The 24,411-nt window shown below is 71.2% G+C and carries 28 protein-coding genes; 13 read left to right on the plus strand and 15 right to left on the minus strand.

The window, feature by feature from the left end:
• Window positions 1-116: 116 nt before the first annotated feature.
• Window positions 117-536 (minus strand): hypothetical protein, encoded by a 420-nt coding sequence (locus ACGFU6_RS13595; protein WP_393610556.1) that lies wholly within the window; start codon window positions 534-536, stop codon window positions 117-119.
• Window positions 537-611: 75 nt separating this feature from the next.
• Between ACGFU6_RS13595 and ACGFU6_RS13600 the strand changes: the two genes are divergently transcribed.
• Window positions 612-1,319 (plus strand): uridine kinase, encoded by a 708-nt coding sequence (locus tag ACGFU6_RS13600; protein WP_393610558.1) that lies wholly within the window; start codon window positions 612-614, stop codon window positions 1,317-1,319.
• 40 nt (window positions 1,320-1,359) lie between these two features.
• On the opposite strand, the gene ACGFU6_RS13605 is transcribed toward ACGFU6_RS13600, so the two are convergent.
• On the minus strand, window positions 1,360-2,286 hold the full coding sequence (locus tag ACGFU6_RS13605) for an aldo/keto reductase (RefSeq protein WP_393610802.1): 927 nt from the start codon (window positions 2,284-2,286) through the stop codon (window positions 1,360-1,362).
• Between the two features lie 129 nt (window positions 2,287-2,415).
• On the opposite strand from ACGFU6_RS13605, the gene ACGFU6_RS13610 reads away from it, so the two are divergent.
• A complete protein-coding gene (locus ACGFU6_RS13610) occupies window positions 2,416-3,363 on the plus strand; it encodes a DUF5937 family protein (protein ID WP_393610804.1) in 948 nt (315 codons plus the stop codon).
• Between the two features lie 245 nt (window positions 3,364-3,608).
• Here ACGFU6_RS13610 and ACGFU6_RS13615 read toward each other — a convergent pair whose 3' ends face one another.
• Window positions 3,609-4,370, minus strand: coding sequence for a SigE family RNA polymerase sigma factor (locus ACGFU6_RS13615; RefSeq protein ID WP_393610560.1), 762 nt, complete (start codon window positions 4,368-4,370; stop codon window positions 3,609-3,611).
• A gap of 192 nt (window positions 4,371-4,562) precedes the next feature.
• Between ACGFU6_RS13615 and afsQ1 the strand changes: the two genes are divergently transcribed.
• From afsQ1 to ACGFU6_RS13640, 5 genes are all read left to right on the plus strand, one after another.
• Window positions 4,563-5,240 (plus strand): two-component system response regulator AfsQ1, encoded by a 678-nt coding sequence (gene afsQ1, locus ACGFU6_RS13620; RefSeq protein WP_026171255.1) that lies wholly within the window; start codon window positions 4,563-4,565, stop codon window positions 5,238-5,240.
• Window positions 5,237-6,775: an ATP-binding protein gene (locus ACGFU6_RS13625; protein ID WP_393610562.1), complete on the plus strand. Its 1,539-nt coding sequence runs from the start codon at window positions 5,237-5,239 to the stop codon at window positions 6,773-6,775. The genes afsQ1 and ACGFU6_RS13625 overlap by 4 nt, the downstream gene beginning before the upstream one ends.
• Window positions 6,775-7,389: a hypothetical protein gene (locus ACGFU6_RS13630; protein ID WP_393610805.1), complete on the plus strand. Its 615-nt coding sequence runs from the start codon at window positions 6,775-6,777 to the stop codon at window positions 7,387-7,389. The genes ACGFU6_RS13625 and ACGFU6_RS13630 overlap by 1 nt, the downstream gene beginning before the upstream one ends.
• A gap of 144 nt (window positions 7,390-7,533) precedes the next feature.
• On the plus strand, window positions 7,534-8,082 hold the full coding sequence (locus tag ACGFU6_RS13635) for a VanZ family protein (protein WP_393610564.1): 549 nt from the start codon (window positions 7,534-7,536) through the stop codon (window positions 8,080-8,082).
• Window positions 8,083-8,175: 93 nt separating this feature from the next.
• On the plus strand, window positions 8,176-8,379 hold the full coding sequence (locus tag ACGFU6_RS13640) for a PspC domain-containing protein (RefSeq protein ID WP_393610565.1): 204 nt from the start codon (window positions 8,176-8,178) through the stop codon (window positions 8,377-8,379).
• Between the two features lie 90 nt (window positions 8,380-8,469).
• Here ACGFU6_RS13640 and ACGFU6_RS13645 read toward each other — a convergent pair whose 3' ends face one another.
• Entirely contained in the window at window positions 8,470-8,784 is a 315-nt protein-coding gene (locus ACGFU6_RS13645) for a hypothetical protein (RefSeq protein WP_393610567.1), read from the minus strand.
• Window positions 8,785-8,919: 135 nt separating this feature from the next.
• The gene (locus ACGFU6_RS13650) at window positions 8,920-10,074 is read right to left on the minus strand and encodes an adenosine deaminase (RefSeq protein WP_393610569.1); all 1,155 of its coding nucleotides are present in this window, start codon (window positions 10,072-10,074) and stop codon (window positions 8,920-8,922) included.
• Window positions 10,075-10,176: 102 nt separating this feature from the next.
• Here ACGFU6_RS13650 and ACGFU6_RS13655 point away from each other — a divergent pair, with 102 nt between their 5' ends.
• Together ACGFU6_RS13655 and ACGFU6_RS13660 are read left to right on the plus strand one after the other, a co-directional pair.
• Window positions 10,177-10,938, plus strand: a complete 762-nt coding sequence (locus ACGFU6_RS13655) for an alpha/beta hydrolase (protein WP_393610570.1) — start codon at window positions 10,177-10,179, stop codon at window positions 10,936-10,938.
• 31 nt (window positions 10,939-10,969) lie between these two features.
• Complete coding sequence (locus ACGFU6_RS13660; protein WP_393610572.1) at window positions 10,970-11,437, plus strand: NUDIX hydrolase; 468 nt, start codon at window positions 10,970-10,972, stop codon at window positions 11,435-11,437.
• 213 nt (window positions 11,438-11,650) lie between these two features.
• Here ACGFU6_RS13660 and ACGFU6_RS13665 read toward each other — a convergent pair whose 3' ends face one another.
• Window positions 11,651-12,604 carry a LysR family transcriptional regulator gene (locus ACGFU6_RS13665; protein WP_393610574.1) on the minus strand — a complete coding sequence of 318 codons (954 nt, stop codon included), beginning with the start codon at window positions 12,602-12,604 and terminating at the stop codon, window positions 11,651-11,653.
• Between the two features lie 62 nt (window positions 12,605-12,666).
• On the opposite strand from ACGFU6_RS13665, the gene ACGFU6_RS13670 reads away from it, so the two are divergent.
• The 4 genes from ACGFU6_RS13670 (at window position 12,667) to ACGFU6_RS13685 (ending at window position 16,260) form a co-directional block, all read left to right on the plus strand.
• Window positions 12,667-13,986, plus strand: coding sequence for an MFS transporter (locus ACGFU6_RS13670; protein ID WP_393610576.1), 1,320 nt, complete (start codon window positions 12,667-12,669; stop codon window positions 13,984-13,986).
• 118 nt (window positions 13,987-14,104) lie between these two features.
• Complete coding sequence (locus ACGFU6_RS13675) at window positions 14,105-14,821, plus strand: L,D-transpeptidase family protein (RefSeq protein WP_393610578.1); 717 nt, start codon at window positions 14,105-14,107, stop codon at window positions 14,819-14,821.
• Between the two features lie 93 nt (window positions 14,822-14,914).
• Window positions 14,915-15,907, plus strand: coding sequence for a sigma-70 family RNA polymerase sigma factor (locus ACGFU6_RS13680; RefSeq protein WP_393610580.1), 993 nt, complete (start codon window positions 14,915-14,917; stop codon window positions 15,905-15,907).
• Window positions 15,904-16,260, plus strand: coding sequence for a hypothetical protein (locus ACGFU6_RS13685; protein WP_393610582.1), 357 nt, complete (start codon window positions 15,904-15,906; stop codon window positions 16,258-16,260). Before ACGFU6_RS13680 ends, ACGFU6_RS13685 begins: the two co-directional genes overlap by 4 nt.
• A gap of 31 nt (window positions 16,261-16,291) precedes the next feature.
• Here ACGFU6_RS13685 and ACGFU6_RS13690 read toward each other — a convergent pair whose 3' ends face one another.
• From ACGFU6_RS13690 to ACGFU6_RS13730, 9 genes are all read right to left on the minus strand, one after another.
• Window positions 16,292-16,702 (minus strand): nuclear transport factor 2 family protein, encoded by a 411-nt coding sequence (locus tag ACGFU6_RS13690; protein ID WP_393610584.1) that lies wholly within the window; start codon window positions 16,700-16,702, stop codon window positions 16,292-16,294.
• Between the two features lie 28 nt (window positions 16,703-16,730).
• The gene (locus ACGFU6_RS13695) at window positions 16,731-17,189 is read right to left on the minus strand and encodes a nuclear transport factor 2 family protein (RefSeq protein WP_393610586.1); all 459 of its coding nucleotides are present in this window, start codon (window positions 17,187-17,189) and stop codon (window positions 16,731-16,733) included.
• 134 nt (window positions 17,190-17,323) lie between these two features.
• Window positions 17,324-17,629: an STAS domain-containing protein gene (locus ACGFU6_RS13700; protein WP_393610587.1), complete on the minus strand. Its 306-nt coding sequence runs from the start codon at window positions 17,627-17,629 to the stop codon at window positions 17,324-17,326.
• Window positions 17,630-17,681: 52 nt separating this feature from the next.
• On the minus strand, window positions 17,682-18,272 hold the full coding sequence (locus ACGFU6_RS13705; RefSeq protein WP_393610589.1) for a Uma2 family endonuclease: 591 nt from the start codon (window positions 18,270-18,272) through the stop codon (window positions 17,682-17,684).
• A 110-nt stretch (window positions 18,273-18,382) separates the two neighbouring features.
• A complete protein-coding gene (locus ACGFU6_RS13710; protein WP_393610591.1) occupies window positions 18,383-19,660 on the minus strand; it encodes a thymidine phosphorylase in 1,278 nt (425 codons plus the stop codon).
• A 123-nt stretch (window positions 19,661-19,783) separates the two neighbouring features.
• Window positions 19,784-20,206, minus strand: a complete 423-nt coding sequence (locus tag ACGFU6_RS13715; RefSeq protein ID WP_393610593.1) for a cytidine deaminase — start codon at window positions 20,204-20,206, stop codon at window positions 19,784-19,786.
• The gene (locus ACGFU6_RS13720; RefSeq protein ID WP_393610595.1) at window positions 20,203-21,492 is read right to left on the minus strand and encodes an ABC transporter permease; all 1,290 of its coding nucleotides are present in this window, start codon (window positions 21,490-21,492) and stop codon (window positions 20,203-20,205) included. Before ACGFU6_RS13720 ends, ACGFU6_RS13715 begins: the two co-directional genes overlap by 4 nt.
• Window positions 21,489-22,604, minus strand: a complete 1,116-nt coding sequence (locus ACGFU6_RS13725) for an ABC transporter permease (RefSeq protein ID WP_393610597.1) — start codon at window positions 22,602-22,604, stop codon at window positions 21,489-21,491. The genes ACGFU6_RS13720 and ACGFU6_RS13725 overlap by 4 nt, the downstream gene beginning before the upstream one ends.
• Window positions 22,601-24,229 carry an ABC transporter ATP-binding protein gene (locus ACGFU6_RS13730; RefSeq protein ID WP_393610599.1) on the minus strand — a complete coding sequence of 543 codons (1,629 nt, stop codon included), beginning with the start codon at window positions 24,227-24,229 and terminating at the stop codon, window positions 22,601-22,603. Before ACGFU6_RS13730 ends, ACGFU6_RS13725 begins: the two co-directional genes overlap by 4 nt.
• Between the last annotated feature and the right edge of the window lie 182 nt (window positions 24,230-24,411).

Raw genomic sequence — 24,411 nt, forward strand, 5'->3', positions numbered from 1 at the left:
GGTGTGTGCGGGGGGGGGGGGGCGGGGGGGGGGGGGCCCCCCCCCCCCCCCCCCCCCCGCGCCGGGCCCGGCCCCCCCCCCCCCCCCCCCCCCCCCCCCCCCCCCCCACCGCCGGGTCAGCTGTGCAGCAGCCCCGTGACCTGCCCCACCACGGGCAGGTCCTTCAGCGCGCCGCCGCTGGTCAGCGGGTCGGTGACCAGGGCCGTGGAGACCGGCTTGAAGTCGGCGATCTGCGTCCCCACCGCGTTGTCCAGCGGGTCCGTGCCGGTACCCGCCAGCGGGTCGAGCCGCAGGTGCGTCACCGGGGCGATGCTGTTGTCGAGCGACTGGCCGAGCGCCCCGGCCACCGCCCCGCCGGCGGCGTCCGTGGCCGCGCCGAGGCCGCTGCTGTCGCTGCCCGTGGCCGGCACGGCGGGCAGCGGCGCCGCCTGGGCCGCCGCACCCCCCGCGCCGAGGGCGGCTCCCACCGCGGTGACGGTCAGCCCCGCCCGCAGCAGAGCGCGGCGCCGGGACTTGGAAAGTGCGTGACGTGCCATGGATTTCCCACCTGATCGGGCCGATCGAACCATCAATCGAGTAATCGTCTGGGTGCACAGCGTAGTTGAGGTGTGATGCTCGATACCAACAAGACCTCCGGGGGGTCCCCTGTGCGGGTCAATGCCTCACACTCATGTCCTGTGAGTTCCCAAGCGCTTTCGACCCGCGTCGTCCTCCTGACGGGCCCGTCCGGCTCCGGCAAGTCCTCCCTCGCCGCTCTCACCGGTCTTCCGGTGCTGCGGCTGGACGACTTCTACAAGGAGGCCGACGACCCCACGCTGCCGCTCGTCCCCGACAGCGCGGACATCGACTGGGACTCCGCACGGTCCTGGGACGCCGACGCGGCGGTCGCCGCGATCACCGCGCTGTGCCGCACCGGCCGCACCGACGTGCCGCTGTACGACATCGCCACCAGCTCCCGGACCGGGCACGAGGTGCTCCACATCGAGCGCACCCCGCTCTTCGTGGCCGAGGGCATCTTCGCCGCCGACATCGTCGAGCGGTGCCGGTCGCTGGGGGTGCTCGCGGACGCCCTGTGCCTGCGCGGCCGCCCGACGACGACGTTCCGCCGCCGGCTGCTGCGGGATCTGCGCGAGGGCCGCAAGTCGGTGCCGTTCCTGCTCCGTCGGGGCTGGCGGCTGATGCGCTCCGAGCGGCGCATCGTGGCACGCCAGGCCGAACTGGGCGCGCACCCCTGCGGCAAGGAGGAGGCGCTGGGGCGGCTCGCCGCGGCCGCCGCGGGCCAGTGCCGGGCACGAGCGGTGCGCGGGGCGGTCCTGTAGGGCCCCTCGTACGGCCGTTCCGGTCCCGCGCGCCCCGGCGTCATGCCGACGTCCCGTCGCCGAGGGAGTCCAGGGCGGCGAGTTCCGCACCGGACAGACGCAGGGCGCCGGCGGCGACGTTCTCCGCGAGGTGGCCGGGACAGCCGGTGCCCGGGATAGCCAGGACGTGGGGGCCTTGGTGCAGGGTCCACGCCAGCCGGATCTGGGCCGGGCTCACCCCACGGGCACGGGCGATGGTGCGCACCTCGTCGCTGTCACCGGCGATCGCGCCTGCCGTGCGCCCGGTGCCGGCGATCGAGTAGAACGGCACGAAGGCGACGCCCTGTTCACCGCAGGTGCGCAAGAACTCCTCCTGCCCGGCTGACGCGCCGATGCCGTACATGTTCTGCACGCAGACCACAGGGGCGATGGCCCGCGCCTCGGCGAGGTGGTGCGGACGGACGTTGGACAGGCCCAGATGCCGGATCAGCCCCGCCTCGCGGAGCTCGGCCAGCGCACCGAAACGCTCGGCGATCGAATCGGCTCCCACGATGCGCAGGTTCACCACGTCCAGGTGGTCACGGCCGAGCTGGCGCAGGTTCTCCTCCACCTGGCCGCGCAGCTGCCGGGGGGTGGCGTGCGGCAGCCACTCGCCCGCGGGGTCCCGGCCCGGCCCGACCTTGGTCGCGATGACAAGGTCATCGGGGTACGGGGCCAGCGCCCGGTTGATCAGTTCGTTGGCCGACCGCAGCCGGGAGAAGTAGAACGCGGCGGTATCGATGTGGTTCACCCCGAGCTCGACCGCGCGCCGCAGCACCTCGACCGCCCGCCCGCGATCGCTGGGGGCCGCGTCGGCCGCGAGCGCCTCGCCGTTCTGCGCCAGGCGCATCGCACCGAACCCGAGCCGGTTGACCACCAGGTCGCCGAGCGTCCAGGTCCCCGCTGCCGCCGCGCCCGTCTCTGCCGCCGTGGCCGTCTCTGCTGTCATGGCCGTCTCTGCTGTCATGCCGGAATGATCCCGACGCCGTATGCTGCGGGCCATTGATTAAGGCATGTCTGAATCCTCGGGGTGATCGTCCTGGACGGGCTGGCGTTCTCGGTGGGGGACCTGGCGCAAATGCGGTTCGCCGTCTCGCCGTTGTGGGAGATCACGCCCAGCTTCCGGCTGCTGACCTCTGCCCCCGCACATGCTGTGCACCGGATCTGGGTCGACCAGGTGCGGCCGCGGATGGCGGCTGCCGGGCTGGACCGAGGACCGCTCTGCGACCTGATCCCGCCCTCGGGCTACGTCCCCGACTTCCTCAACCCCGCCCCCTCGGGGCCGGCTCCCGCCCTGGCCTCGGAACTGGCCGCGATCCGGGCCGCATCCCCCGACCGGGTCCGCCGCGACCTCGACCACCTGGCCCGTCACCAGGGCCGGCTCGGACCCGGGGCGCGGGCTCTGCACGCCGATCCGCACAACCACCTGCCCAGGGTCACAGAGGCGATCGAGGCGTACTGGGAACTGGCGATCGCCCCCTACTGGGCCCGGATCCGCACCCTGCTCGACGCCGACGTCCTCCACCGGGCCCGACAGGTCGCGGAACGGGGCGCGAACCACCTCTTCAGCGACCTGCACACCTCGATCAGCTGGGACGACAGCGTGCTGCGGCTGGCCCGCCGCAAGCATTCCCTGTCACGCTCCACCTCCGGCTCGGGGCTCGTGCTGATCCCCTCCGCGTTCGGCGGACCCGGCCTCCGCACCCGGACAGCACCGCCCGAACCACCGCAGCTCTCCTACCCGGCCCGGGGCACCGGCCTGCTCTGGGAATCCCGGCCCGCCACCAGGCCGGACGCACTGGCCTCCGTAGTCGGCCGCTCACGCGCCCTGCTGCTGAGCGAACTGGACACACCCGCCTCCACCACCGAACTCGCACACCGCACCGGGCTCTCCGCGGCCGGCGTCTCCCAATGCCTGACCGCGCTGCGTGACGCGGGGCTGGTCAGCGCCCACCGCGTCGGCCGCTCCGTCCTCTACGCCCGCACCGCCGCCGCCGAAACCCTCCTGGAAGCCGCGTCCGGCTGAGAGCCGCCAGCGCCGCGCGGAGCAGGCGGGCGCCGGGGCCCGTTCACCCACGTACCGCGCACGCACAAACGCTGACACGAGCGTGGGGCCCGCTCGTCCTGAGCGGCCCCCGCGCACGCACGCGCCGACGGGGCCGGACAGGACCCCCCGGCCCGTCCGACCCCGTCGGCGTTCTCCCCCGTGCGCCGCCGCCTCCCCCGAAGCGACGACCCCGTTCCCCGTATCCCCCGTGTCCCCCCGTTGCCTCAGGCCACCAGCTCGCCGAAGGACTCCTCCTCGTCACGGCCGAAGCTGAGGACCTCGTCCTCACGCAGCCGGCGGAGCGACCGCCAGATGCTGGACTTCACCGTGCCGACACTGATGTCGAGGATGGACGCGATCTCCGGGTCCGTACGGCCCTCGTAGTAGCGCAGGACCAGCATCGTGCGCTGGAGCTCCGGCAGCCGTGCCAGCGCCTGCCAGAGCACGGCACGCAGCTCGGTACCGCGCATCGCGTCCGTGTCGCCCGCCGTCTCCGGCAGCTCCTCGGTCGGGTATTCGTTCAGCTTGCGCCTGCGCCAGGCGCTGATGTGCAGATTGGTCATGGTGCGGCGCAGATAGCCGCCGACCGCCGCCTTGTCACTGATCCGGTCCCACGCCCGGTACGTCGAGAAGAGGGCGCTCTGCAGCAGGTCCTCGGCCTCGAACCGGTCACCGGTCAGGTGATAGGCGGTGGCGTACAGGGAGGCGCGGCGTTCCCTGACGTAGGCCGTGAACACCGCTTCGGCGTCCTCGTCCCGCGCCGGGGCCTGCCGCTCCCCCATGGCCTCCCCGTACGTGCTTCCCCCGTTGCTCCCGCCCGTTGGGGCGGGTGCGTCCACAACCGTCATGTACGACGGGTGCTGACGCCCAGCGCCGCGAACGCACCCCCGCCCGTTCAATGCGGCGCCGGACTTCTCTGCGGTCCGCCCGACGTCGTGGAGACGCGTGACAACTGCGCTTGCGGTGATGCTGTGAGTTGCGTTCATCTCGCGCCCCCCGTCGGTGGAGTCCGTCCGTTCCTTGTGACAACGAGCTTGCCGGGGCAGTTTCATGGCGCTGTCCCCCGACTGTCACAGGCCTGTCACAGGGCCCTGTGAGGACGCGATCAGAGGGTGCCCGACGCATAAGAGGGGACCAACTGTCGAACTAGGGCTCCCCCATGGGTCAGAATGACCAGCGTGCCTTTCCTGTTGCTGATCGAGGACGACGACGCCATCCGCACGGCCCTCGAACTCTCGCTGTCACGCCAGGGCCACCGTGTGGCCACCGCGGCGACGGGAGAGGACGGCCTCAACCTGCTGCGAGAACAGCGGCCCGACCTGGTCGTGCTGGATGTGATGCTGCCCGGAATCGATGGATTCGAGGTGTGCCGGCGCATCCGGCGCACCGACCAGTTGCCGATCATCCTGCTGACCGCGCGCAGCGACGACATCGACGTCGTGGTCGGGCTGGAGTCCGGTGCCGACGACTATGTGGTGAAACCCGTGCAGGGCCGGGTGCTCGACGCCCGGATCCGCGCGGTGCTGCGCCGGGGCGAGCGCGAGTCCACGGACTCCGCCACGTTCGGGAACGTGGTGATCGACCGGTCCGCCATGACCGTCACCAAGAACGGGGAGGATCTGCAGCTCACGCCGACCGAGCTGCGCCTCCTGCTCGAACTGAGCCGCCGCCCCGGCCAGGCCCTGTCCCGGCAGCAGCTGCTGCGCCTGGTCTGGGAGCACGACTACCTCGGTGACTCCCGGCTGGTGGACGCCTGCGTCCAGCGGCTGCGCGCGAAGGTGGAGGACGTGCCGTCCTCACCGACCCTGATCCGTACCGTGCGGGGCGTGGGATACCGGCTGGACTCTCCGCAGTGAGCCCGGCTGTGCGGCGGGGCCTGCGCGCCGGGCTCCGCTGGACCAGCCTGCGGTTGCGGCTCGTCGTCGTGTTCGCGCTGGTGGCGCTGACCGCCGCGGTGTCCGCCTCCGGGATCGCGTACTGGCTGAACCGCGAGGCGGTGCTGACCCGTACCCAGGACTCGGCGCTCGGGGACTTCCGCCAGGAGATGCAGAACCGGGCGGCCTCGCTGCCGCCCCGCCCCACCAAGGACGACCTGGAGCACGCCGCCGCGCAGATGGCGAGCAGCAGCCCCGGTTACAGCGTGCTGCTGATCGACGAGCGCGATCCCGGCAAGCCGATCGTCGGCAACTCCGACGTGGACACCTTCACCCGGGACAACGTGCCGGAGTCGCTGCAGAAGCAGGTCGCCAAGAAGCAGCCGGTGAAGGCGGGCAACAAGTACCAGTACCACGTGTTCTGGCAGCGGACCTCGATCCGCGGCACCCCGTACCTCGTCGGCGGTACGAAGATCATCGGCGGTGGCCCGACCGGGTACATGCTCAAGTCCCTCGACCAGGAACGGCAGGACCTGAACTCCCTCGCCTGGTCGTTGGGGATCGCCACCGCGCTCGCGCTCGTCGGCTCCGCGCTGCTCGCGCAAGCTGCGGCGACGACCGTGCTGCGTCCGGTCCAGCGGCTCGGTGACGCCGCCCGCAAGCTGGGCGAGGGCAAGCTGGACACCCGCCTGGTGGTGTCCGGGACCGATGAACTGGCCGACCTCTCAAGGACGTTCAACAGAACGGCGAGTTCGCTGGAGAAGAAGGTCGCGGACATGACCGCGCGGGAGGAGTCCAGCCGCCGCTTCGTCGCCGACATGTCGCACGAGCTGCGCACTCCGCTCACCGCGATCACCGCGGTCGCCGAGGTGCTGGAGGACGAGGCCGACAGCCTCGACCCGATGATCGCGCCGGCCGTGCACCTGGTGGTCAGCGAGACCCGGCGGCTCAACGACCTGGTGGAGAACCTGATGGAGGTCACCCGCTTCGACGCGGGCACCGCCCGCCTCGTCCTGGACACCGTGGACGTGGCAGACCAGGTGACGGCCTGCATAGACGTGCGGGCCTGGCTGGACGCGGTGGATCTGGACGCCGAGCGCGGCATGATGGTCCGCCTCGATCCGCGCCGGCTCGATGTGATCCTGGCGAACCTGATCGGCAACGCGCTGAAGCACGGCGGCTCCCCGGTCCGGGTCACGGTCCGCACGGAGGGCGACGAGCTGGTCATCGAGGTCCGCGACCACGGCCCCGGCATCCCCGAGGACGTACTGCCCCACGTCTTCGACCGCTTCTACAAGGCCAGCGCGTCCCGGCCGCGCTCCGAGGGCAGCGGACTCGGGCTGTCGATCGCCATGGAGAACGCGCACATCCACGGCGGTGACATCACCGCCGCGAACTCGCCGGACGGCGACGGCGCCGTGTTCGTACTGCGCCTGCCGCGCGACGCGGAGGCGCTGAGCCGTACCGCCGAGGGCCACGACGCGGAGATCCCGGACCAGGAGGACGACGCGACGTGATGCGCAGCGAAGGCCGGGGCCGACGCCTCGCCGCGGCGGTGGCCGGGGCCGTGCTGTGCGCGGCACTGGCCGCGGGCTGCGGGATCAGGACGACCTCGGTGCCGGTCGACGCCGGGCCCGCGCCGTCCCGGGTGCCGTGCGAGACGCCCTCGCCGGACAGCACCGCACAGCCGAGCCGGAGCATCGGGGCCGAGGTCTATCTCGTCTGCAACTCGCAGCTGGTCACGGTCGACCGCACGGTCGGGGTCCAGGAGGCGAAGGCGGGCCGGCTCACGCTGGCGGTCGCCCTCCTGAACGAGCTGCGCAAGGAGCCCCCGGACCCCGAGCGGCAGGCGGGCTTCACCACGGACGTCCCCGCCACGCTGCGGGTCAGCGGCCCCCGCGCCGGCGACCCGAAGGGCGCGCTGCGGCTCAGCGAGCAGCCGGAGGACCTGACGCCCGAGGCGCTGGCCCAGATCGTCTGCACGTACACGGAGAGCGATCCGCTCGCCCAGGACGGCACGGTGCTGCTCGGCGGGCCCGGGGCGTACGCGGCGCGCGGCTATCTGTGCACCGCCGAGACGAAGGCCAGCCCCAAGGCGGTCCCGACGCTGGGCGCGGTCCGGCTGTCGTGAACGTGATCCGCCTCTGTTCCGAGACCGGTCCGGCTGCCCCGGCCGGGCACCTGGCCGCCTCGTCACCGTGCTCCGGCGCGGGGTGAGGCAGGTCTCCCCCGGGGGAGCGGAACCGATCCTGCCGCTGCCCGCGTCTTGGGAATCGTGCGTCAAGGTTCGGGCGGCCAAGCCGTCATCCGCTTCCGCGCGGCCGGAGTGTCACTCCTCCTCGCGCATCTGCTGCTCGTCGGGTGGCTGACTCTTCGCCCACTGGACGTGCCGTGGATGACCGCCGCCAACTTCTCACCGTTCGCCGGCATCAGGGCCGATATGTCCCTGGGCCCGGCCGCCGCCGCCCACCGGATCGGCAAGGAGCTTCTGCTGCTCGCGCCGCTGGGCGTGCTGCTGCCGATGGCCGGCGGCCGGCTCTTCGTCTCGCCGTGGGCCTCGCTCGCCCGTACCGTCGCGGCCGGGGCGCTGATCTCGCTGGGCATCGAGCTGGGCCAGACCGGGGTGCCCGGTCAGGTCGTCGACGTCGACTCGCTGATCCTGAACACCATCGGTGTGGCGCTCGCCCACGCGCTGTTCGTCCCGGCGTGCCGGGCGCGGCTGCGCCGTCGCACCCAGGACGGCATCAGGGTGCTGCCCCGGGCCGGCCGCGAGGTCCCTCAGGGGTCGACCCCGACGATTTCCGGGGTCGGCATCGCCCCGTAGAGCGATGCCCCGCTCCTGCCGCCCGAGCCATCCTGGATACATCGGGAGCGCGATCCGCCGCTCCCCCGGGAACCGTTCGCGAAGGAGCTCACCATGGCCGCACTTGCCCGCCCCCGTGACGGACGCATGATCGGCGGAGTGTGCGCAGCGCTGGCCCGGCGCTTCGGCACCTCCGCGGGAACCATGCGCGTCATCTTCCTCGTCTCGTGCCTGCTGCCCGGCCCGCAGTTCCTGCTCTACCTGGCGCTGTGGGTGCTGCTCCCCGAGGAGCGGTCCTCGTCCGCCGCGGCCTGGTAGCCGGGCTGCGCCACCGTCCTTGCCGTACACATGCCTGTGGGCGGGCACCCCGGTCGGGGTGTCCGCCCACAGGCATGTGCCGTACGGGTGTCAGCGGCCGAGCGGCAGGCCGTTGGCGGTCAGGCCGCCGGTCTTGAGGCCACCGGTGGGGAGACCGCCGAGGAGGCCCTTGGCGGGGGTGGTGACGTCCTTGACGACCTTGGTCTGGCTGGTGCCGAGGAGGTCCGTCGCGGCGTCCTGGACCGGCAGGGTCGAGGTGGCGTTCGCCAGCGCGCCGGCGACGGGCAGGGCGCCCGTCGCGGAGTCGAGCGGCAGCGCGGAGGCCGACGCGGTACCGGCGGCGGCAGCGGCGAACGCGGCACCGACAGCGGCGACGCCGAGAGTCCTGACAGCAGACTGCTTCATGTGAATTTCATCCTTGGGGAAGGGGATGTGAGCGGCTCTGCAACGTAGCCAGCTCCGGGCCCCTCCCGCAAACATCGAGAACACGCTGAAACGGCCGGGAATTGCCTTCCCGGCCGTCTGTCGCGATGTGCCCGTTCAGCCTGCGACGGAGGTGGAAACGCTGGTCGCAGCGGTCTGCTCGAAGAGCCATTCGGACTTCAGCTCGGCGTATCCGGGCTTGATGACGTCATTGATCATCGCCAGACGTTCATCGAAAGGAATGAATGCTGATTTCATCGCATTGACTGTGAACCACTGCATATCGTCGAGCGCGTATCCGAATGTCTCGATCAGCTTCTCGAATTCCTGACTCATGCTCGTACCGCTCATAAGCCTGTTGTCCGTATTTACGGTGGCCCTGAAGTGCAGCTTGCGCAGCAGCCCGATCGGGTGCTCGGCGTACGAGGCGGCGGCACCGGTCTGCAGGTTGGAGGTCGGGCAGAGCTCCAGCGGAATGCGCTTGTCCCTTACGTAGGAGGCCAGGCGCCCCAGCTTCACACTGCCGTCCTCGGCGACCTCGATGTCGTCGATGATGCGGACGCCGTGGCCGAGCCGGTCGGCGCCGCACCACTGGATGGCCTGCCAGATCGACGGCAGCCCGAAGGCCTCGCCCGCGTGGATGGTGAAGTGGTTGTTCTCGCGCTTGAGGTACTCGAAGGCGTCGAGGTGCCGGGTGGGCGGGAAGCCGGCCTCGGCGCCCGCGATGTCGAAGCCGACGACGCCCTGTTCCCGGTAGCGGTTGGCGAGTTCGGCGATCTCCAGCGAACGGGCGGCGTGCCGCATCGCGGTGAGCAGGGCGCCCACCCGGATCCGGTTGCCGTCGCGGCGGGCCCGCGCCTCGCCCTCCCGGAAGCCGGCGTTGACCGCCTCGACGACCTCTTCGAGGCTCAGCCCCGCTTCGAGGTGCTGCTCGGGGGCGTAGCGGATCTCGGCGTACACGACCCCGTCGGCGGCCAGGTCCTCGGCGCACTCGGCGGCGACCCGGACGAGCGCGTCACGGGTCTGCATGACGGCGCAGGTGTGGGCGAACGTCTCCAGATACCGCTCCAGCGAACCGGAGTCGGCGGCCTCCCGGAACCAGATGCCGAGCTTGTCGGGCTCGCTCTCCGGGAGTCCTTCGTATCCGGTCGCCGCGGCGAGGTCGACGATCGTCCCGGGGCGCAGCCCGCCGTCGAGGTGGTCGTGGAGAAGGACCTTGGGCGCACGCCGGATCTGATCCTGGCCGGGCACATTGAGGGTCGGGCTCATCATCCACGCACTCTAGCGCCTACGCGCGTAGAGCGGGCTCGTCGATATGTAACGGTGACCGCGAATACGGGTGGTGTACACCTGTCCTTCTGAGACTGTTACGTCATGGCACAGCGCGCACTACCCCTGCCTGCTGCGAGGCTGGGACGGGCCGTCAGGACGGCCGGAGCATCGAGCGAGGTCAGCGGCGTGGTCCTGCTGCTCCCGGACGGCGAGCCGCATTCGTACCGCCGCCCCTCCCCCCTCTCGTACGCCCGCCAGCTCCCACTGGCCCGCGCCCTGGCCCGCGCGGCCCGCGACGACGGCCTCACGGCGCACGTCGTCCACTACCGCTGCCGAGGCTGGAACACGACGGACGCGCAGCTCGCGGCCGACGCCGAATGGGCGGTCGAGGAGGTGGTACGCCGCTACGGCGACGTCCCCGTCTGTCTGGCCGGCCACGGCATGGGCGGCCGGGCGGCCCTGCGCGCCGGCGGCCACCCGGCGGTCGGCGCGGTCCTCGCCCTGGCCCCCTGGCTGCCCGCCGACCCGGACGCCGAGCCGGAGCCGGTGAAACACCTGGTCGGGCGTCAGGTCCTGGTGGTGCACGGCACCACCGACGCGGGCGCCGACCCCGAGCTCTCCTTCCGCCTCGCGGAACGCGCCAAGAAGTCCAACCGCGACACCTGCCGCTTCGAGGTCCACTCGGACGGCCACGCGCTGCGCCAGCACCACAGCGAAGTGGCCGCCCTGGCAGCGGACTTCATCCGTGGCTCGCTCTTCGGTCACGCCTTTGCCCGCCCGGTGGCCGACGCCCTGGCGGCGCCTCCGCCACTGGGGCTGCGGATGCCGCTGGCGGCCGGGTTCGGGAAGTCGCTGAACCGTTGAGGAACCGAGGCGTTCGGGAGAGGTGGGCGGGATGAGCTTCCGGCTGGCGGCGTACGCCGTGTGCGTCGAGGACGGGCGGGTGCTGCTGGCCCGTCATGTGTCGGGGAACGGCGAGAGCAGCTGGACCCTTCCGGGCGGCGGGGTCGAGCACGGGGAGGATCCGTTCGACGCGGTGATCCGGGAGGTCGCGGAGGAGACCGGCTGCACGGCGGTGGTCGAGAGCCTGCTGGGCGTCGACTCACGGGTCATTCCCGCGGCCGAGGCACGCCACGGGGTCAGGCACCAGAACGTCGGCGTCTTCTACCGGGTCCGCATCACCGGCGGCCGGCTGCGGCCGGAGCCCGACGGCGAGATCGCCGAGTCCGTCTGGACGCCGTTCTCCGAGGTCGCCTCGCTGCTCCGGTCCTCGCTCGTCGACGTCGGCCTCACCCTCGCGCGGACCGCCCCGGCGACCGGCCACGTGGCTCCCGTCGCGGTCGGCGGCCTGGTGCGGAACTGAGCCAACCGCGTTCCCCGCGAAGGGATTCGGGCCCCGGGGCGGACCTGGGCCGACCTCGGCTACGAGGAGGCGGCGCGAGCGCAGCTCGGGCGACGGCGCGGACATGAAACGGTACGTCCAGCTCTCGTACCTGGACAGCTGGGCCGTCGTCGACAAGGCCAGGCAGCGGCCGTAGCCCGCAGGCGGAGTGCGGGGGCGCCGGTGGCGTCCTCGTCACTCCGGCAGCAGGTGCCCCCGCCTGGACAGCAGGAACTTCTTGAACGCCGCGACCGGCGGGGTGTCCGGGTGCCCGTCCAGCCAGGCGACGCCGATCTCGCGGGCGGCCCGGGGCGCGGTCACGGTCAGCTCCACCACGCCGGGGCGGGCGACCGCCGGAGGGGGCAGCAGGGCGACGCCGAGCCCGGCCGCGACCAGGCCGCGCAACGTCTCGGCCTCCTCGCCCTCGAACGCGACGCGGGGTACGAAGCCCGCCTCCGCGCAGAGGTCGTCGGTGATGCGGCGCAGCCCGTAGCCGGGCTCCAGGGTGACGAACGTCTCGTCGGCCGCCTCCGCCAGGCGGACCCGGCGGCGGCCGGCCAGCCGGTGGTCGTCGGGTACGACCAGGCGCAGCCGCTGCTCGTCCAGACGCCGGGCGACCAGGTCCGGGGCGTCCGGGACGGGTGAGGTGAGGCAGAGGTCGAGGCCGCCCGCGCGCAGGCGTTCGATCATGGCCTCGCCGTAGTTCTGGACGAGCTGGAAGCGCACCCGGGGATGGTCGGCGCGGAACGCGCGGATCAGGGCCGGGACGGTCTCCGAGCCCATGGTGTGGAGGAAGCCGAAGGCGACCTTGCCCGCGGTGGGGTCGGCGTCCGCCCGTACCGAGTCGGCGGCCTTCTCCACCTCCGCGAGGGCCCGCTCGGCCGAGCCGAGGAAGGTGCGGCCGGCGGGGGTGAGGGAGACGGTACGGCCCTTGCGGGCGAACAGGGCGACTCCCAGGTCCTGTTCGAGCCTGACCATGGCGCGCGAGAGCGTGGACTGCGGGACGCCCAGCTCGTGCGCGGCGCGGGTGACGTGTTCGTGGCGGGCGACCGCCTCGAAGTAGGCGAGGCGCGGCGCGAGGACCGCCCGGATGTCTTCTTCGTAACTGCTCGGTGACAGCCGCGGCTGTGAGCTGTGCTGATGCGCCATAGGATTGATTATCGCCTGTTTGTGCATTGGACGCATGAAACTCCGCAGCCTACGTTCATGGCATGCCTCCCGCCAGTACCGGGGCGTCCACCCTGACCGTGGCCGCCTCGACCCAGTCGTCCCCCGTCACCACCGCAACCGCCGCCGAGGCCGCCACCGCGGACCGGCTCGAACCCGGTGGGCCCGGCTACCGCCGGATGAGCTTCGCGCTCTTCGCCGCCGGTGTCGCGACCTTCGCCCTCCTCTACTCCACCCAGGCCCTGCTGCCCGCCGTCTCCGCGTCCTTCGGCGCCACGGCCGGGCAGGCGAGCTGGACGGTGTCCGCCGCGACGGGCGCGCTGGCGCTGTTCGTGCTCCCGCTCAGCGCACTGTCCGAGCGGTTCGGGCGTCGGCAGATGATGACCGCCTCGCTGACGGTCGCGGTCGTGGTCGGCCTCTTCGTGCCGTTCGCGCCGTCGCTCGGCTGGCTGATCGCGCTGCGTGCCGTACAGGGCGCCGCACTCGCCGGACTGCCCGCCTCCGCGATGGCGTACCTCGCGGAGGAGGTGCGGCCCAAGGCGCTGGTCGCGGCGATCGGGCTGTTCGTGGCCGGCAACAGCATCGGCGGGATGAGCGGGCGCATCCTCACCGGCTGGGTCGCCCAGCTGTGGGGCTGGCGGGCCGCGCTCGCCTCGGTCGGGCTGCTGGCGGTGGCCTGCGCCGTCGTCTTCCACTTCATGATCCCCAGGGCCCGGCACTTCACCCCGGGTTCGCTGAACCCGAAGGCACTCGCCCGGACCGTCGGCGGCCACCTCGCCGATCCGCTGCTGCGCCGGCTGTACGCGATCGGCGCGCTGTTCATGACGGTGTTCGGCGCGGTCTACACGGTGATCGGCTACCGGCTGGTGGAAGCCCCCTTCAGCCTTCCGCAGGGGATCGTCGGTTCGATCTTCCTCGTCTACCTCGTCGGCACGGTCTCCTCCGCCGCCGCGGGCAGGCTCGTCGCCCGGCTGGGCCGCCGGGGCGCGCTGTACCTGGCCGTCTCCACCACGGCGGCCGGTCTGCTGCTCTCGCTGGCCGACCAGCTGGTGGCGGTCCTGGCCGGTCTGGTCCTGATCACGGCGGGCTTCTTCGCCGGGCACGCGGTCGCCTCCTCGTCCGTGAGCCGTACGGCGACAAAGGGGCGGGCCCAGGCTTCGGCGCTCTACCAGTCGGCGTACTACCTCGGCTCCAGCGCGGGCGGCACGCTCGGCGCGGTCGCCTTCCACGCCGGCGGCTGGGCGGGCACGGTCACGCTGGGACTGCTCGCGGTCCTGGGCGTGGTCTCGATCACGCTGTACGGGTCGAGGGCGGCGCGCGTCGAGCGGCGCCGGTCGGCGGCAGTGCTGTCCGTCCGGAACTGAGACGTACAGAACCGAGACATTCGGCGCACAACCAACCACTCCCCGACGCGCGTCTAGCAGGCGGAATCACCGCACTGCGTGCGAAGGGGAGTTGGCGTACATGAGAATCACAGGGAACATGAAGAACATTCAAGGCATATCAGGCACGCGTCTGCGGCGTGGGCTGGTGCTGTCCGTCGCGGGCCTGACCGCGATACCGGCGTTCGTCCTCGGCACCGGCACGGCCGCGCAGGCGGCTTCCTGCACGGCGTCCAAGGGGCCGTACCAGAAGCAGGCGGAGAAGTACCTGCACCTGAAGATGGACGGCAAGCAGTCGGCCGCCGACTGCAAGGCGATCCGGTCGTTCCAGGGCACGTACGGGGTCACGCCCACCCTCGGCTACGCCGGGCCGGTCACCTGGCGCACCATGCAGACGCTGACCGCCCAGAAGGCTGCCGGGAAGAACCCGAACAAGGCCAAGAAGTGCCCCACGAACAAGGGGCGCATCGCGTGCGTCGACCTGACCCGGCAGATCAGCTGGATCCAGGACGGCAGCAAGCTGAAGTTCGGGCCGGTGCCGGTGCGGACCGGGCGGGACGGCTACGAGACCCGTACCGGGGCGAAGAAGATCTACTGGAAGCACAAGAACCACGTCTCGTCGATCTACCACGTCGCGATGCCGTACTCGCAGTTCTTCGACGGCGGCCAGGCCTTCCACGCGGTGGGCGTGAAGATGTGGAACCCGCCGGGCTCGCACGGTTGCGTCAACATGCGGACCGCCGACGCGAAGTCATACTGGAACCTGTTGAAGAACGGCGACGACGTGTACGTGTACGGGCGCAAGCTCGGAACGTGACGCTTTCGGCTCTTCCCGCCCCCGTTGTCAGTGCCGTGCGGTAGCTTCCGAAGTGCTGAGTGAGCGGTGTCACAGCGCAACAGGGGTGGAGCGATGAGTGATCTGACGGCGACGGCTGACGATATCGACAGCCGTCTGGAGGGACACCGGGTCGAGCTGACCGGCTACTGCTACCGGATGCTCGGCTCGGCCTTCGAGGCGGAGGACGCGGTCCAGGACACGCTGGTGCGCGCCTGGCGCAACTTCGACAAGTTCGAGGGCCGCTCCTCGCTGCGGTCCTGGCTGTACCGGATCGCGACGAACGTCTGCCTCGACATGCTGAACGCGGGCAACAAGCGCGCCAGGCCCGTGGATCTCTCCGGCCCGACGCCGCTCGCGCAGGCCGCGCTCAACCCGCTGCCGGAGAACACCTGGCTGGAGCCGATGCCGGACGGGCGGATCCTGCCGTCCGTCGCGGACCCGGCCGAGGCGGCGGTGGCGCGCGAGTCGGTGCGGCTCGCATTTGTCGCCGCGCTGCAGCATCTGCCGCCCAAGCAGCGGGCCGTGCTGATCCTGCGCGAGGTGCTCGCCTGGAAGGCGAGCGAGGTCGCCGAGCTGCTCGACACCTCGGTCGCCTCGGTCAACAGCGCCCTCCAGCGGGCGCGGGCGACGCTCAACGAACACCGGGACACGGCGGCCGACGCCGCCGATCCGCTGGACGAGGAGCAGAGCAAGCTCCTGAAGCGCTACGTGGCGGCGTTCGAGGGGTACGACATGAAGGCGCTGACGGCGCTGCTCCACGAGGACGCCATCATGACGATGCCGCCGTTCGACCTCTGGCTCCAGGGGCACGACGACATCGCGGGCTTCATGACCTCCATCGGGGCGTCGTGCGCGGGCTCCCGGCTGATCGCCACGTCGGCGAACGGCACCCCGGCGTTCGCGCACTACAAGCCCGATCCGGACGGGCCGGGGTTCGTGCCGTGGGCGGTGCAGGTCATCGACATCTCGGACGGTGCGATCACCGGGATGCACTGCTTCCTGGACACCCCGCGCTGGTTCCCGCTGTTCGGGCTCCCCGATCACCTGGAAGCGGATGCGGCGTGAGCCGACGTCCGGGCCGGGGTACGACGTACGGGCTGGTCGCGGCATGGGCCGTGGTCGCCGCCGGCGGCTGGGGAGTCACCCAGTGGCTCGGTGAACCGGCCGCCACCTCGGGCCCCGGCCGCGTCGCGCCACCGGCCTCGGACACGGAGCCGGGACCGCAGCCGGAGATCGGGAACGCCGGTTCATGCGGCGAGTTCCGGGCCCGGTCCGGTACCTCCGGCCCGTACGCGTCGCCGTCACCGTCACCGTTTCCGGGCGCCTCCGGGAAGGCGGGGAGCGACGAGGTCCACGCGTACACCGTCCAGTGCTCGACGGTGGTCGTCAGCGACGGCTGGCGCGAGGCGGACGAGTAGGCGCACGCGCGGCCGGACCGGCCGGGGGCACTCACTCCGGGGCGACCAGGGCGCGCTCCCAGTGCTGGGTGTCCGCGTACTCACGCATCGCGTGGATCCTGCCGTCACGGACGACGAAGACGCCGATGTTCTTCTCGAAGTAGGGGCGACCGGTCCTGCCCGTGGCCCACGAGTCCCACTCGACGAGTACCTGCTCACCCTCGCCGAACACGTTGGTCACCTTCAGGCCGATCTCCTTCTCGCCGTCCAGGTGGGCGAAGGCGGTGGCCAGGAATCCGTCGATCACCTGCTCACGGCCCTGCCAGGTGCCGGAGATCGGCAGGTCACCCCCGTACCAGCAGGTGCCGTCCGCGTCCCAACTGTCCCGGATCGCTTCCTGGTTACCTGCGGCGAGGGCGTCGAAGTAGCGGAGTACGACCTGTCGGGCATCGGTGGTGGTCATGGTGGTGTGCTCCTGTCGTGGGTGCGGCTCAGGCGAAAAGGGCGGTGTGGGCACGGAGGGTGTCGATGTGTTCCCGGACCTCGGCGATACGGCCGTCGCTGATGCGGAAGACGGCTAGGCAGTGCTGGTCGTAGGGGCGGCCGGTCCTGGACACCCCGCGGGTGTTCCATTCCGCCAGCACCCGCTCGCCCTCACCCAGCACGCCCTCGAACTCGAATTCCAGCGACTCCATCTCCAGCCGGTCGCGCATGGCGGGGACGAACTCGCCAAGGATGCGGTCGGGCCCGGTCCAGGTCCCCGACAGGGGAAGGTCGCCCGCGAGCGTCCAGGTCGCATCCGGTGCGTAGAGACTGCGGGCGGTCTCGAAATCACCCGCTATGAGAGCTTCCAAGTACGCTTCGACAACTGCCTTGCTCGCGGCGGTGACAGCTGCGGCGGTGACAGCCTCGGCGTTGGACTCCGTGTCGGTGAGGTCCTGTGTCGTCATGTTCCGAGCCCTTCTCGTGTGCGCTTCCGGTGACTTGAACACTAGGAAACGGGAGTACGGGAAGGGAAAGACCTGTTCCTGATCAGGCCAGAACAGTGCGGCATAGATGCAGGTCACCGCCCAGGTCTCGCCGCTCAGGGCAGTTCTTCCGCCAGCTCCAGCACGTCCGCCAGTCCCACCAGGTCGAGCAGCAACCGGAGTTCGGGAGGCGTCCCGCGCAGCCGCAGCCGCCTGCCGTTCGATCTGCGGGCGACCAGTGACAGCCGCGCGATCGCCTCCACGGCGGCGAGGTCGGGGTGGACGAGCCCGCCCACGTCGCAGTCCACGACGGCGGCGTCCGAGGCGGCCAGTAGCGCTTCGAGCTCGGTGCACAGGCGTGGCACACCGGCCCGCGTGACGCGTCCGGTGACGACCAGGGCGGCCGGCGACAGGGGATCCATACCAGGGAGACCGCCGCGACGGCGGAAACTCATCGCGGCCGCGCCGCACGTCTCAGCTGACGGGGAAGATCCCGGTGTCCAGCTCCAGGGCGAAGGGCTCGGGGAGCGTCAGCTTCTCGCCGTACTCGACGGTGTCCAGCACGCGGTAGGTGCCGCCCGCCGGATCGCCGTACAGCGTGGCGGTGGGGCGGCCGGAGTGCCAGGGGTCGAGGAGCAGGAAGAGTGCGACGCCGGCCTGCGCGTAGCCGTGGGTCTTGCCGATCCGGTCGTGGTTGGCGTTGGCCCGTGAGGTGATCTCGACGACGAGCCGCACCTCTTCAGCCGGGACCCGGTTGCCCGGCCCGGTGGCCACCGCACGCGGCAGCACGACGAGATCGGGGATGTAGAGCCCTGCCCGGCCGGGGACCGAGACGCCGAGGGTCTGGTAGATCTCCCAGTCCTCCGGGATGACGGTGTAGAGCCTGCGCTGCAGCAGAGCCGCGGTGGTGTTGTGGTCCTTGGACAGCGGTGGCGACACGGTGACGATCCCCTCGATGATCTCCACCTTGCAGCCCTCGGGCGCGTCCGTCTCCTCCCAGATCCGGACGAGGTCGTCCCAGTCCTGGCCGGAGCCCGGCGCGGGGTCGACAGTGAGTGCGCTCATGGCGGTCTCCTCTTGTCGGTGCGTCACCGAGTCCAGCATGCCGAACGGGACCGGTGGCAGTCCACCGGTCCCGTTCACCCGCACGAGGAAGCCGTACGGAAAGCCGCAGGTCAGGCGATACGTTCCCGCACCACCGGGGTGGCGGTGAACGGCGTGCCGGAGGGGGCGATGTCGTACGCGTCCGGCAGGGCCTTCAGCGCGTAGTCGAACTTCTCCGGGGTGTCCGTGTGCAGCGTCAGCAGCGGCTGGCCGGCCGTCACCGTCTCGCCCGGCTTGGCGTGCAGTTCGACGCCCGCGCCCGCCTGGACCGGGTCCTCCTTGCGGGCGCGGCCCGCGCCGAGGCGCCAGGCGGCGACGCCGATGTCGTAGGCGTCCAGGCGGGTCAGTACGCCGGAGGACGGGGCCGTCACGACGTGCTGTTCACGGGCGACCGGGAGGGTGGCGTCGGGGTCGCCGCCCTGGGCGGAGATCATCCGGCGCCAGACGTCCATCGCGGAGCCGTCCGCGAGGGCCTTCTCCGGGTCGGCGTCCTTGAGCCCGGCCGCGTCCAGCATCTCGCGGGCGAGGGCCAGGGTGAGGTCCACGACGTCCCTCGGGCCGCCGCCGGCCAGCACCTCGACAGACTCGCGGACCTCCAGGGCGTTGCCCGCGGTCAGGCCGAGCGGGGTGGACATGTCGGTGAGCAGCGCGACCGTGCGCACACCGCTGTCGGTGCCCAGGGCGACCATGGTGGAGGCCAGTTCGCGGGCGTCCTCGATGGTCTTCATGAAGGCGCCGGAGCCGACCTTGACGTCCAGGACGAGTGCGCCGGTGCCCTCGGCGATCTTCTTGGACATGATCGAGCTGGCGATCAGCGGGATCGCCTCGACGGTGCCGGTGACGTCGCGGAGCGCGTACAGCTTCTTGTCGGCGGGGGCGAGGCCGTCGCCCGCCGCGCAGATGACCGCGCCGGTGGTGTCCAGGACGTCGAGCATCTCGGCGTTGGTGAGGTGGGCGCGCCAGCCGGGGATGGACTCCAGCTTGTCGAGGGTGCCGCCGGTGTGGCCGAGGCCTCGGCCGCTGAGCTGCGGAACGGCCGCGCCGCAGGCGGCGACCAGCGGGGCGAGCGGCAGGGTGATCTTGTCGCCGACGCCGCCGGTGGAGTGCTTGTCGGTGGTGGGGCGGGAGAGCGCGGCGAAGTTCATCCGCTCGCCCGAGGCGATCATGGCGGCGGTCCAGCGGGCGATCTCCGTACGGTTCATGCCGTTCAGCAGGATCGCCATGGCCAGCGCGGACATCTGCTCGTCGGCCACTTCACCGCGGGTGTACGCGTCGATGACCCAGTCGATCTGCTCGGGGGTCAGCTCGCCTCGGTCCCGCTTGGTGCGGATGACGGAGATGGCGTCCATGGTCTGGAGTCCTTCCGGCCGGTACGTACGTGTGTGCGCGTGGGTCCGGTTGACTCTACGCGCATAGAGGAGGAGAGGGCCGCCGGACGGGTTCCCGGTGTCCCGGGCCCGTCCGGCGGGTTGCTACCCCAGGTGCGAGGGTCCGAACGCCTGCGGGAGCATCTCGTCGAGGGTGCGGAAGCCGTCCGGGGTCTCCAGGACGAGCTCCGGCCCGCCGAACTCGTACAGCAGCTGCCGGCACCTGCCGCACGGGACCAGGATCTCGCCCGACCCGTCCACGCAGGTGAAGTGGGTCAGCCGGCCGCCGCCGGTGGCGTGCAGCTGGGAGACCAGTCCGCACTCGGCGCACAGGCTGATGCCGTACGAGGCGTTCTCGACGTTGCAGCCGACGATCATGCGGCCGTCGTCCACCCGGGCGGCGACGCCGACCGGGTAGCCCGAGTAGGGCGCGTACGCCCGGGACATGGCCTCCCGGGCGGCACTCCGCAGGGCGTCCCAGTCGGCCCCGGCCACGGCGCCGGCGTCCGCTCCGGCGGTGGGTGTCACTTGCCCTGGCCCTTGCGGTAGCGCATGCCGTCCGCCTTCGGCATCCGCAGCCGCTGCGCGGAGAGCGAGAGGACGAGCAGCGTGACGACGTACGGGGTCGCGCTCACGAACTCGGTCGGCACGGTGTCCGTACCGAGGTACCAGACCAGGACTGCGGCGGCGATGACCGCGCTGACGACGCCCTGGAGGAAGCTCTTGCGGTAGAGCTTCCAGGCGGCGATGCCGGCCAGCACGACCACGAGCAGCAGGAGCAGCGCGTGGACGGACTCGCCGCCGTTGCGCAGCTGGAGCGCGTCGGCGAAGCCGAACAGGCCCGCGCCCATGGCGAGTCCGCCGGGCCGCCAGTTACCGAAGATCATCGCGGCGAGACCGATGTATCCCCGGCCGCCGGTCTGTCCCTCGTTGTAGATGTGCGAGGTGACCAGGGAGAGGAAGGCGCCGCCCAGTCCGGCCATGCCGCCGGAGATGATCACCGCGATGTACTTGTACGTGTAGACGTTGACGCCGAGCGACTCGGCGGCCACCGGGTTCTCGCCGCAGGAGCGCAGCCGCAGGCCGAAGGCGGTCTTCCACAGGACGAAGAACGTCACGACGAAGAGGACCACGGCGACGATGGTCAGCAGCGACACGTTGGTGACCAGTCCGCCGAGGACTCCGGCGAGGTCGGAGACGAAGAACCAGTGGTGTTTCTCGACGGTGTGCAGCCAGTCGGAGAGTCCCGGGACCGTCACCGAGGTGATGGCGTCGGCCGGTGGTGACTGCTTGGGCGAGCCGCCCTTGGCCGCCGCGTCGCCCGAGTTGAACCAGAGCTTGGCGAAGTAGGTGGTGAAGCCGAGCGCCAGGATGTTGATCGCGATGCCGGAGATGATGTGGTCGACGCCGAAGGTGACGGTCGCCACCGCGTGCAGCAGACCGCCGAGCATCCCGCCGACAACACCGGCGAGCACGCCGAGCCAGGGGTTGGTCTGCCAGCCGGCCCAGGCGCCGAAGAAGGTGCCCAGGATCATCATGCCTTCGAGGCCGATGTTGACCACGCCGGCCCGTTCGGACCAGAGGCCGCCGAGACCGGCGAGGCCGATCGGCACGGCCATCGCGAGGGCCGCGCTGATCTGTCCTGCCGAGGTGACGTCCTGCGCGCCGGTGATGGCGCGCACGGCCGACAGCGCGAGCAGCACGCCCGCGATGATCAGGAGGACGACGGGGAAGGAGAGGCGGGTGCGGCCGCCCTTGCCGCCGGAGACCTTGCGGGCCGCGGGGGGCGGAGTGGAAGTCGCCGTGACGGTCACGCCGACACCTCCTGCTGGTCGGAGTTACGGGCGGCCTGTGCGGCGAGTTCCGCGCCGACCTTGCTCTGCTGTCGCTTGAGTCCGTAGCGGCGGACGACTTCGTAGGCGATGACGACGCACAGGACGATGACGCCCTGGATCACGCCGACGATCTCCTTGTCGTACCCCTCGAACTCCAGCTTTCCGGTGCCGCGTTCCAGGAAGCCCCAGAGCAGCGCGCCGAGCGCGATGCCGACGGGGTGGTTGCGGCCGAGGAGGGCGATGGCGATACCGGTGAAGCCGATGCCGACGGGGAAGTCGCCGCTGTACTCGTAGCTGTCGTTGAGCAGCGTCGGCATGCCGATCAGGCCGGCCACGGCGCCCGAGATGAGCATCGAGGTGACGACCATCTTCTTGACGTTCACGCCGCTGGCCTCGGCGGCGGAGCCGGACTGGCCCACCGTGCGCAGGTCGAAGCCGAACCGGGTGCGCGAGAGCGTGAACCAGTAGGCGATGCCGGCGACGACCGCGACGACGATGAAGCCCCAGATGGGCGTCGGGGTGGTCGGGAACTCGAAGAAGTGCGAGGACTCCGGGATCGGCTTGGTGGAGATCTTGGTGCCGGCCTCGTCGAGGTGGCCGAGGCGGTTCTGCTGGAGCAGGTAGCCGATGATCGCGGTCGCGATGGAGTTCAGCATGATCGTCGAGACGACCTCGCTGACGCCCCGGGTGACCTTGAGGACACCCGCGATACCGGCCCACATCGCGCCGACGATCATCGCGGTGAGGATGATCAGCGGGATCTGGAGGGCGCCCGGCAGGGTCAGCGCGCCGCCGACCGCCGCGGCGAAGAAGGCGGCGAGGCGGTACTGGCCGTCGACGCCGATGTTGAAGAGGTTCATCCGGAAGCCGACGGCCACCGCGAGACCTGCGAGGTAGTACGTCGTCGCCTTGTTCAGGATGTAGACCTGGCTGTCCGACTTCACCCCGTAGTCGAACATGATGCCGAAGGCGCTGAACGGCTCCTTGCCGGTGGCGGCGAGCACGAGTGCCGTCACCAGGAAGGCGACCACGATCGCGAGTACGGGGGCCGCGATCCCCAGGAGCAGCCGCTCCTTGTCGATCTTCTTCATCGGTCCTCTCCCCCGTCCCGGGGGTCGGTGTCGTCCGTGGCGGGTGCGGCGGATTGGCCGTCGCTCCCGGGCTCGGCGGATGCGCCCGCACTGCCGGGCTCGGCTTCGGGGGGCGTTTCGAGGTGGCCGGCGGCCGCGCCCGTCATCGCGGAGCCGAGCTCCTCGGGGGTGACGGTCGCGGGGTCGGCGTCCGCGACGAGTCCGCCCCGGTACATGACGCGCAGGGTGTCGGAGAGCCCGATCAGCTCGTCCAGGTCGGCGGAGATCAGCAGCACCGCCAGTCCCTCGCGGCGCGCCTCGCGGATCTGGTCCCAGATCTGGGCCTGGGCGCCGACGTCCACGCCCCGGGTGGGGTGCGCGGCGATCAGGAGCTTGGGCGAGTGGCTCATCTCGCGGCCGACGATCAGCTTCTGCTGGTTGCCGCCGGAGAGCGAGGCCGCGGTGACCTCGATGCCGGGGGTGCGCACGTCGTACTCGCGCACGATCCGCTCGGTGTCGGCGCGGGCCGCCTTCAGGTCGAGGAAGGCGCCCTTGCTGTTGGGGCGCTCCGTGACGTGGCCGAGGATGCGGTTCTCCCAGAGCGGGGCCTCCAGCAGCAGTCCGTGCCGGTGGCGGTCCTCGGGGATGACGGCCATCCCGTCCTCGCGGCGCTTGCGGGTCGGCGTGCGGGAGATGTCCGCGCCGTCCAGCGAGAGGGAGCCCGCGTCGAGGGTGCGCATGCCCATGATGGCGTCGACCAGTTCGGACTGGCCGTTGCCCTCGACGCCGGCGATGCCGAGCACCTCGCCCTTGTGGATGGTGAAGGTGATGCCGTCGAGTACGGCACGCACCACCCCGTCCGGGTCGGTGGCGGTCAGCCGCAGCCCGTCGACGGCCAGCATCGGCGTCTCGGTGACGGTCGACTCGCGGGTCTCCGGCGACGGCAGCTCACTGCCGACCATCAGCTCGGCGAGCTGCTTGGTCGTGGTGTGCTCCGGGTCGGCGGTGCCCACGGTCGTCCCGCGCCGGATGACGGTGATCTCGTCGGCCACCGACAGCACCTCGCCCAGCTTGTGCGAGATGAAGATGACGGTCAGTCCCTCGGCCTTGAGCTCGCGCAGGTTGTCGAAGAGCGCCTCGACCTCCTGCGGTACGAGGACGGCGGTGGGCTCGTCGAGGATCAGGGTGCGGGCGCCGCGGTAGAGGACCTTGAGGATCTCCACGCGCTGGCGGTCGGCGACACCGAGGTCCTCGACCATGGCGTCCGGGCGGACACCGAGACCGTAGGAGTCGGAGATCTCCCTGATCTTGGCTCTGGCCCGGTCGCCGATGCCGTACAGCTTCTCGGAGCCGAGTACGACGTTCTCCAGGACGGTGAGGTAGTCGGCGAGCATGAAGTGCTGGTGCACCATGCCGATGCCTCGGTCGATGGCATCGCCCGGGTTGGAGAACATGGCCTGTTCGCCGTCCACCGCGATGGTGCCCTCGTCCGGCTTCTGCATGCCGTACAGGATCTTCATGAGCGTGGACTTGCCGGCGCCGTTCTCACCGACGAGGGCGTGGACGGTGCCGCGGCGCACGGTGATGTCGATGTCGTGGTTGGCCACGACCCCGGGAAACCGCTTGGTGATGCCGCGGAGCTCCACGGCATGAGGACTGCTGGACGCGTTGATGGCGCACTCTCCTTGACAGGAGCGGAGGGCGGAGGCGGTGGGTGCCGATTGCGGGGGCGGAAAAAGGTACCGCGCCCGAGCGGGCGCTACGCGCGTAGCGCTTCCGAATCGTTGGCCACCTGTTCACAGGTGGCGTGCCGGGGCCGGTGACCCCC

It is taken from the genome of Streptomyces sp. NPDC048462 (assembly GCF_043200175.1).
GTDB lineage: Bacteria > Actinomycetota > Actinomycetes > Streptomycetales > Streptomycetaceae > Streptomyces.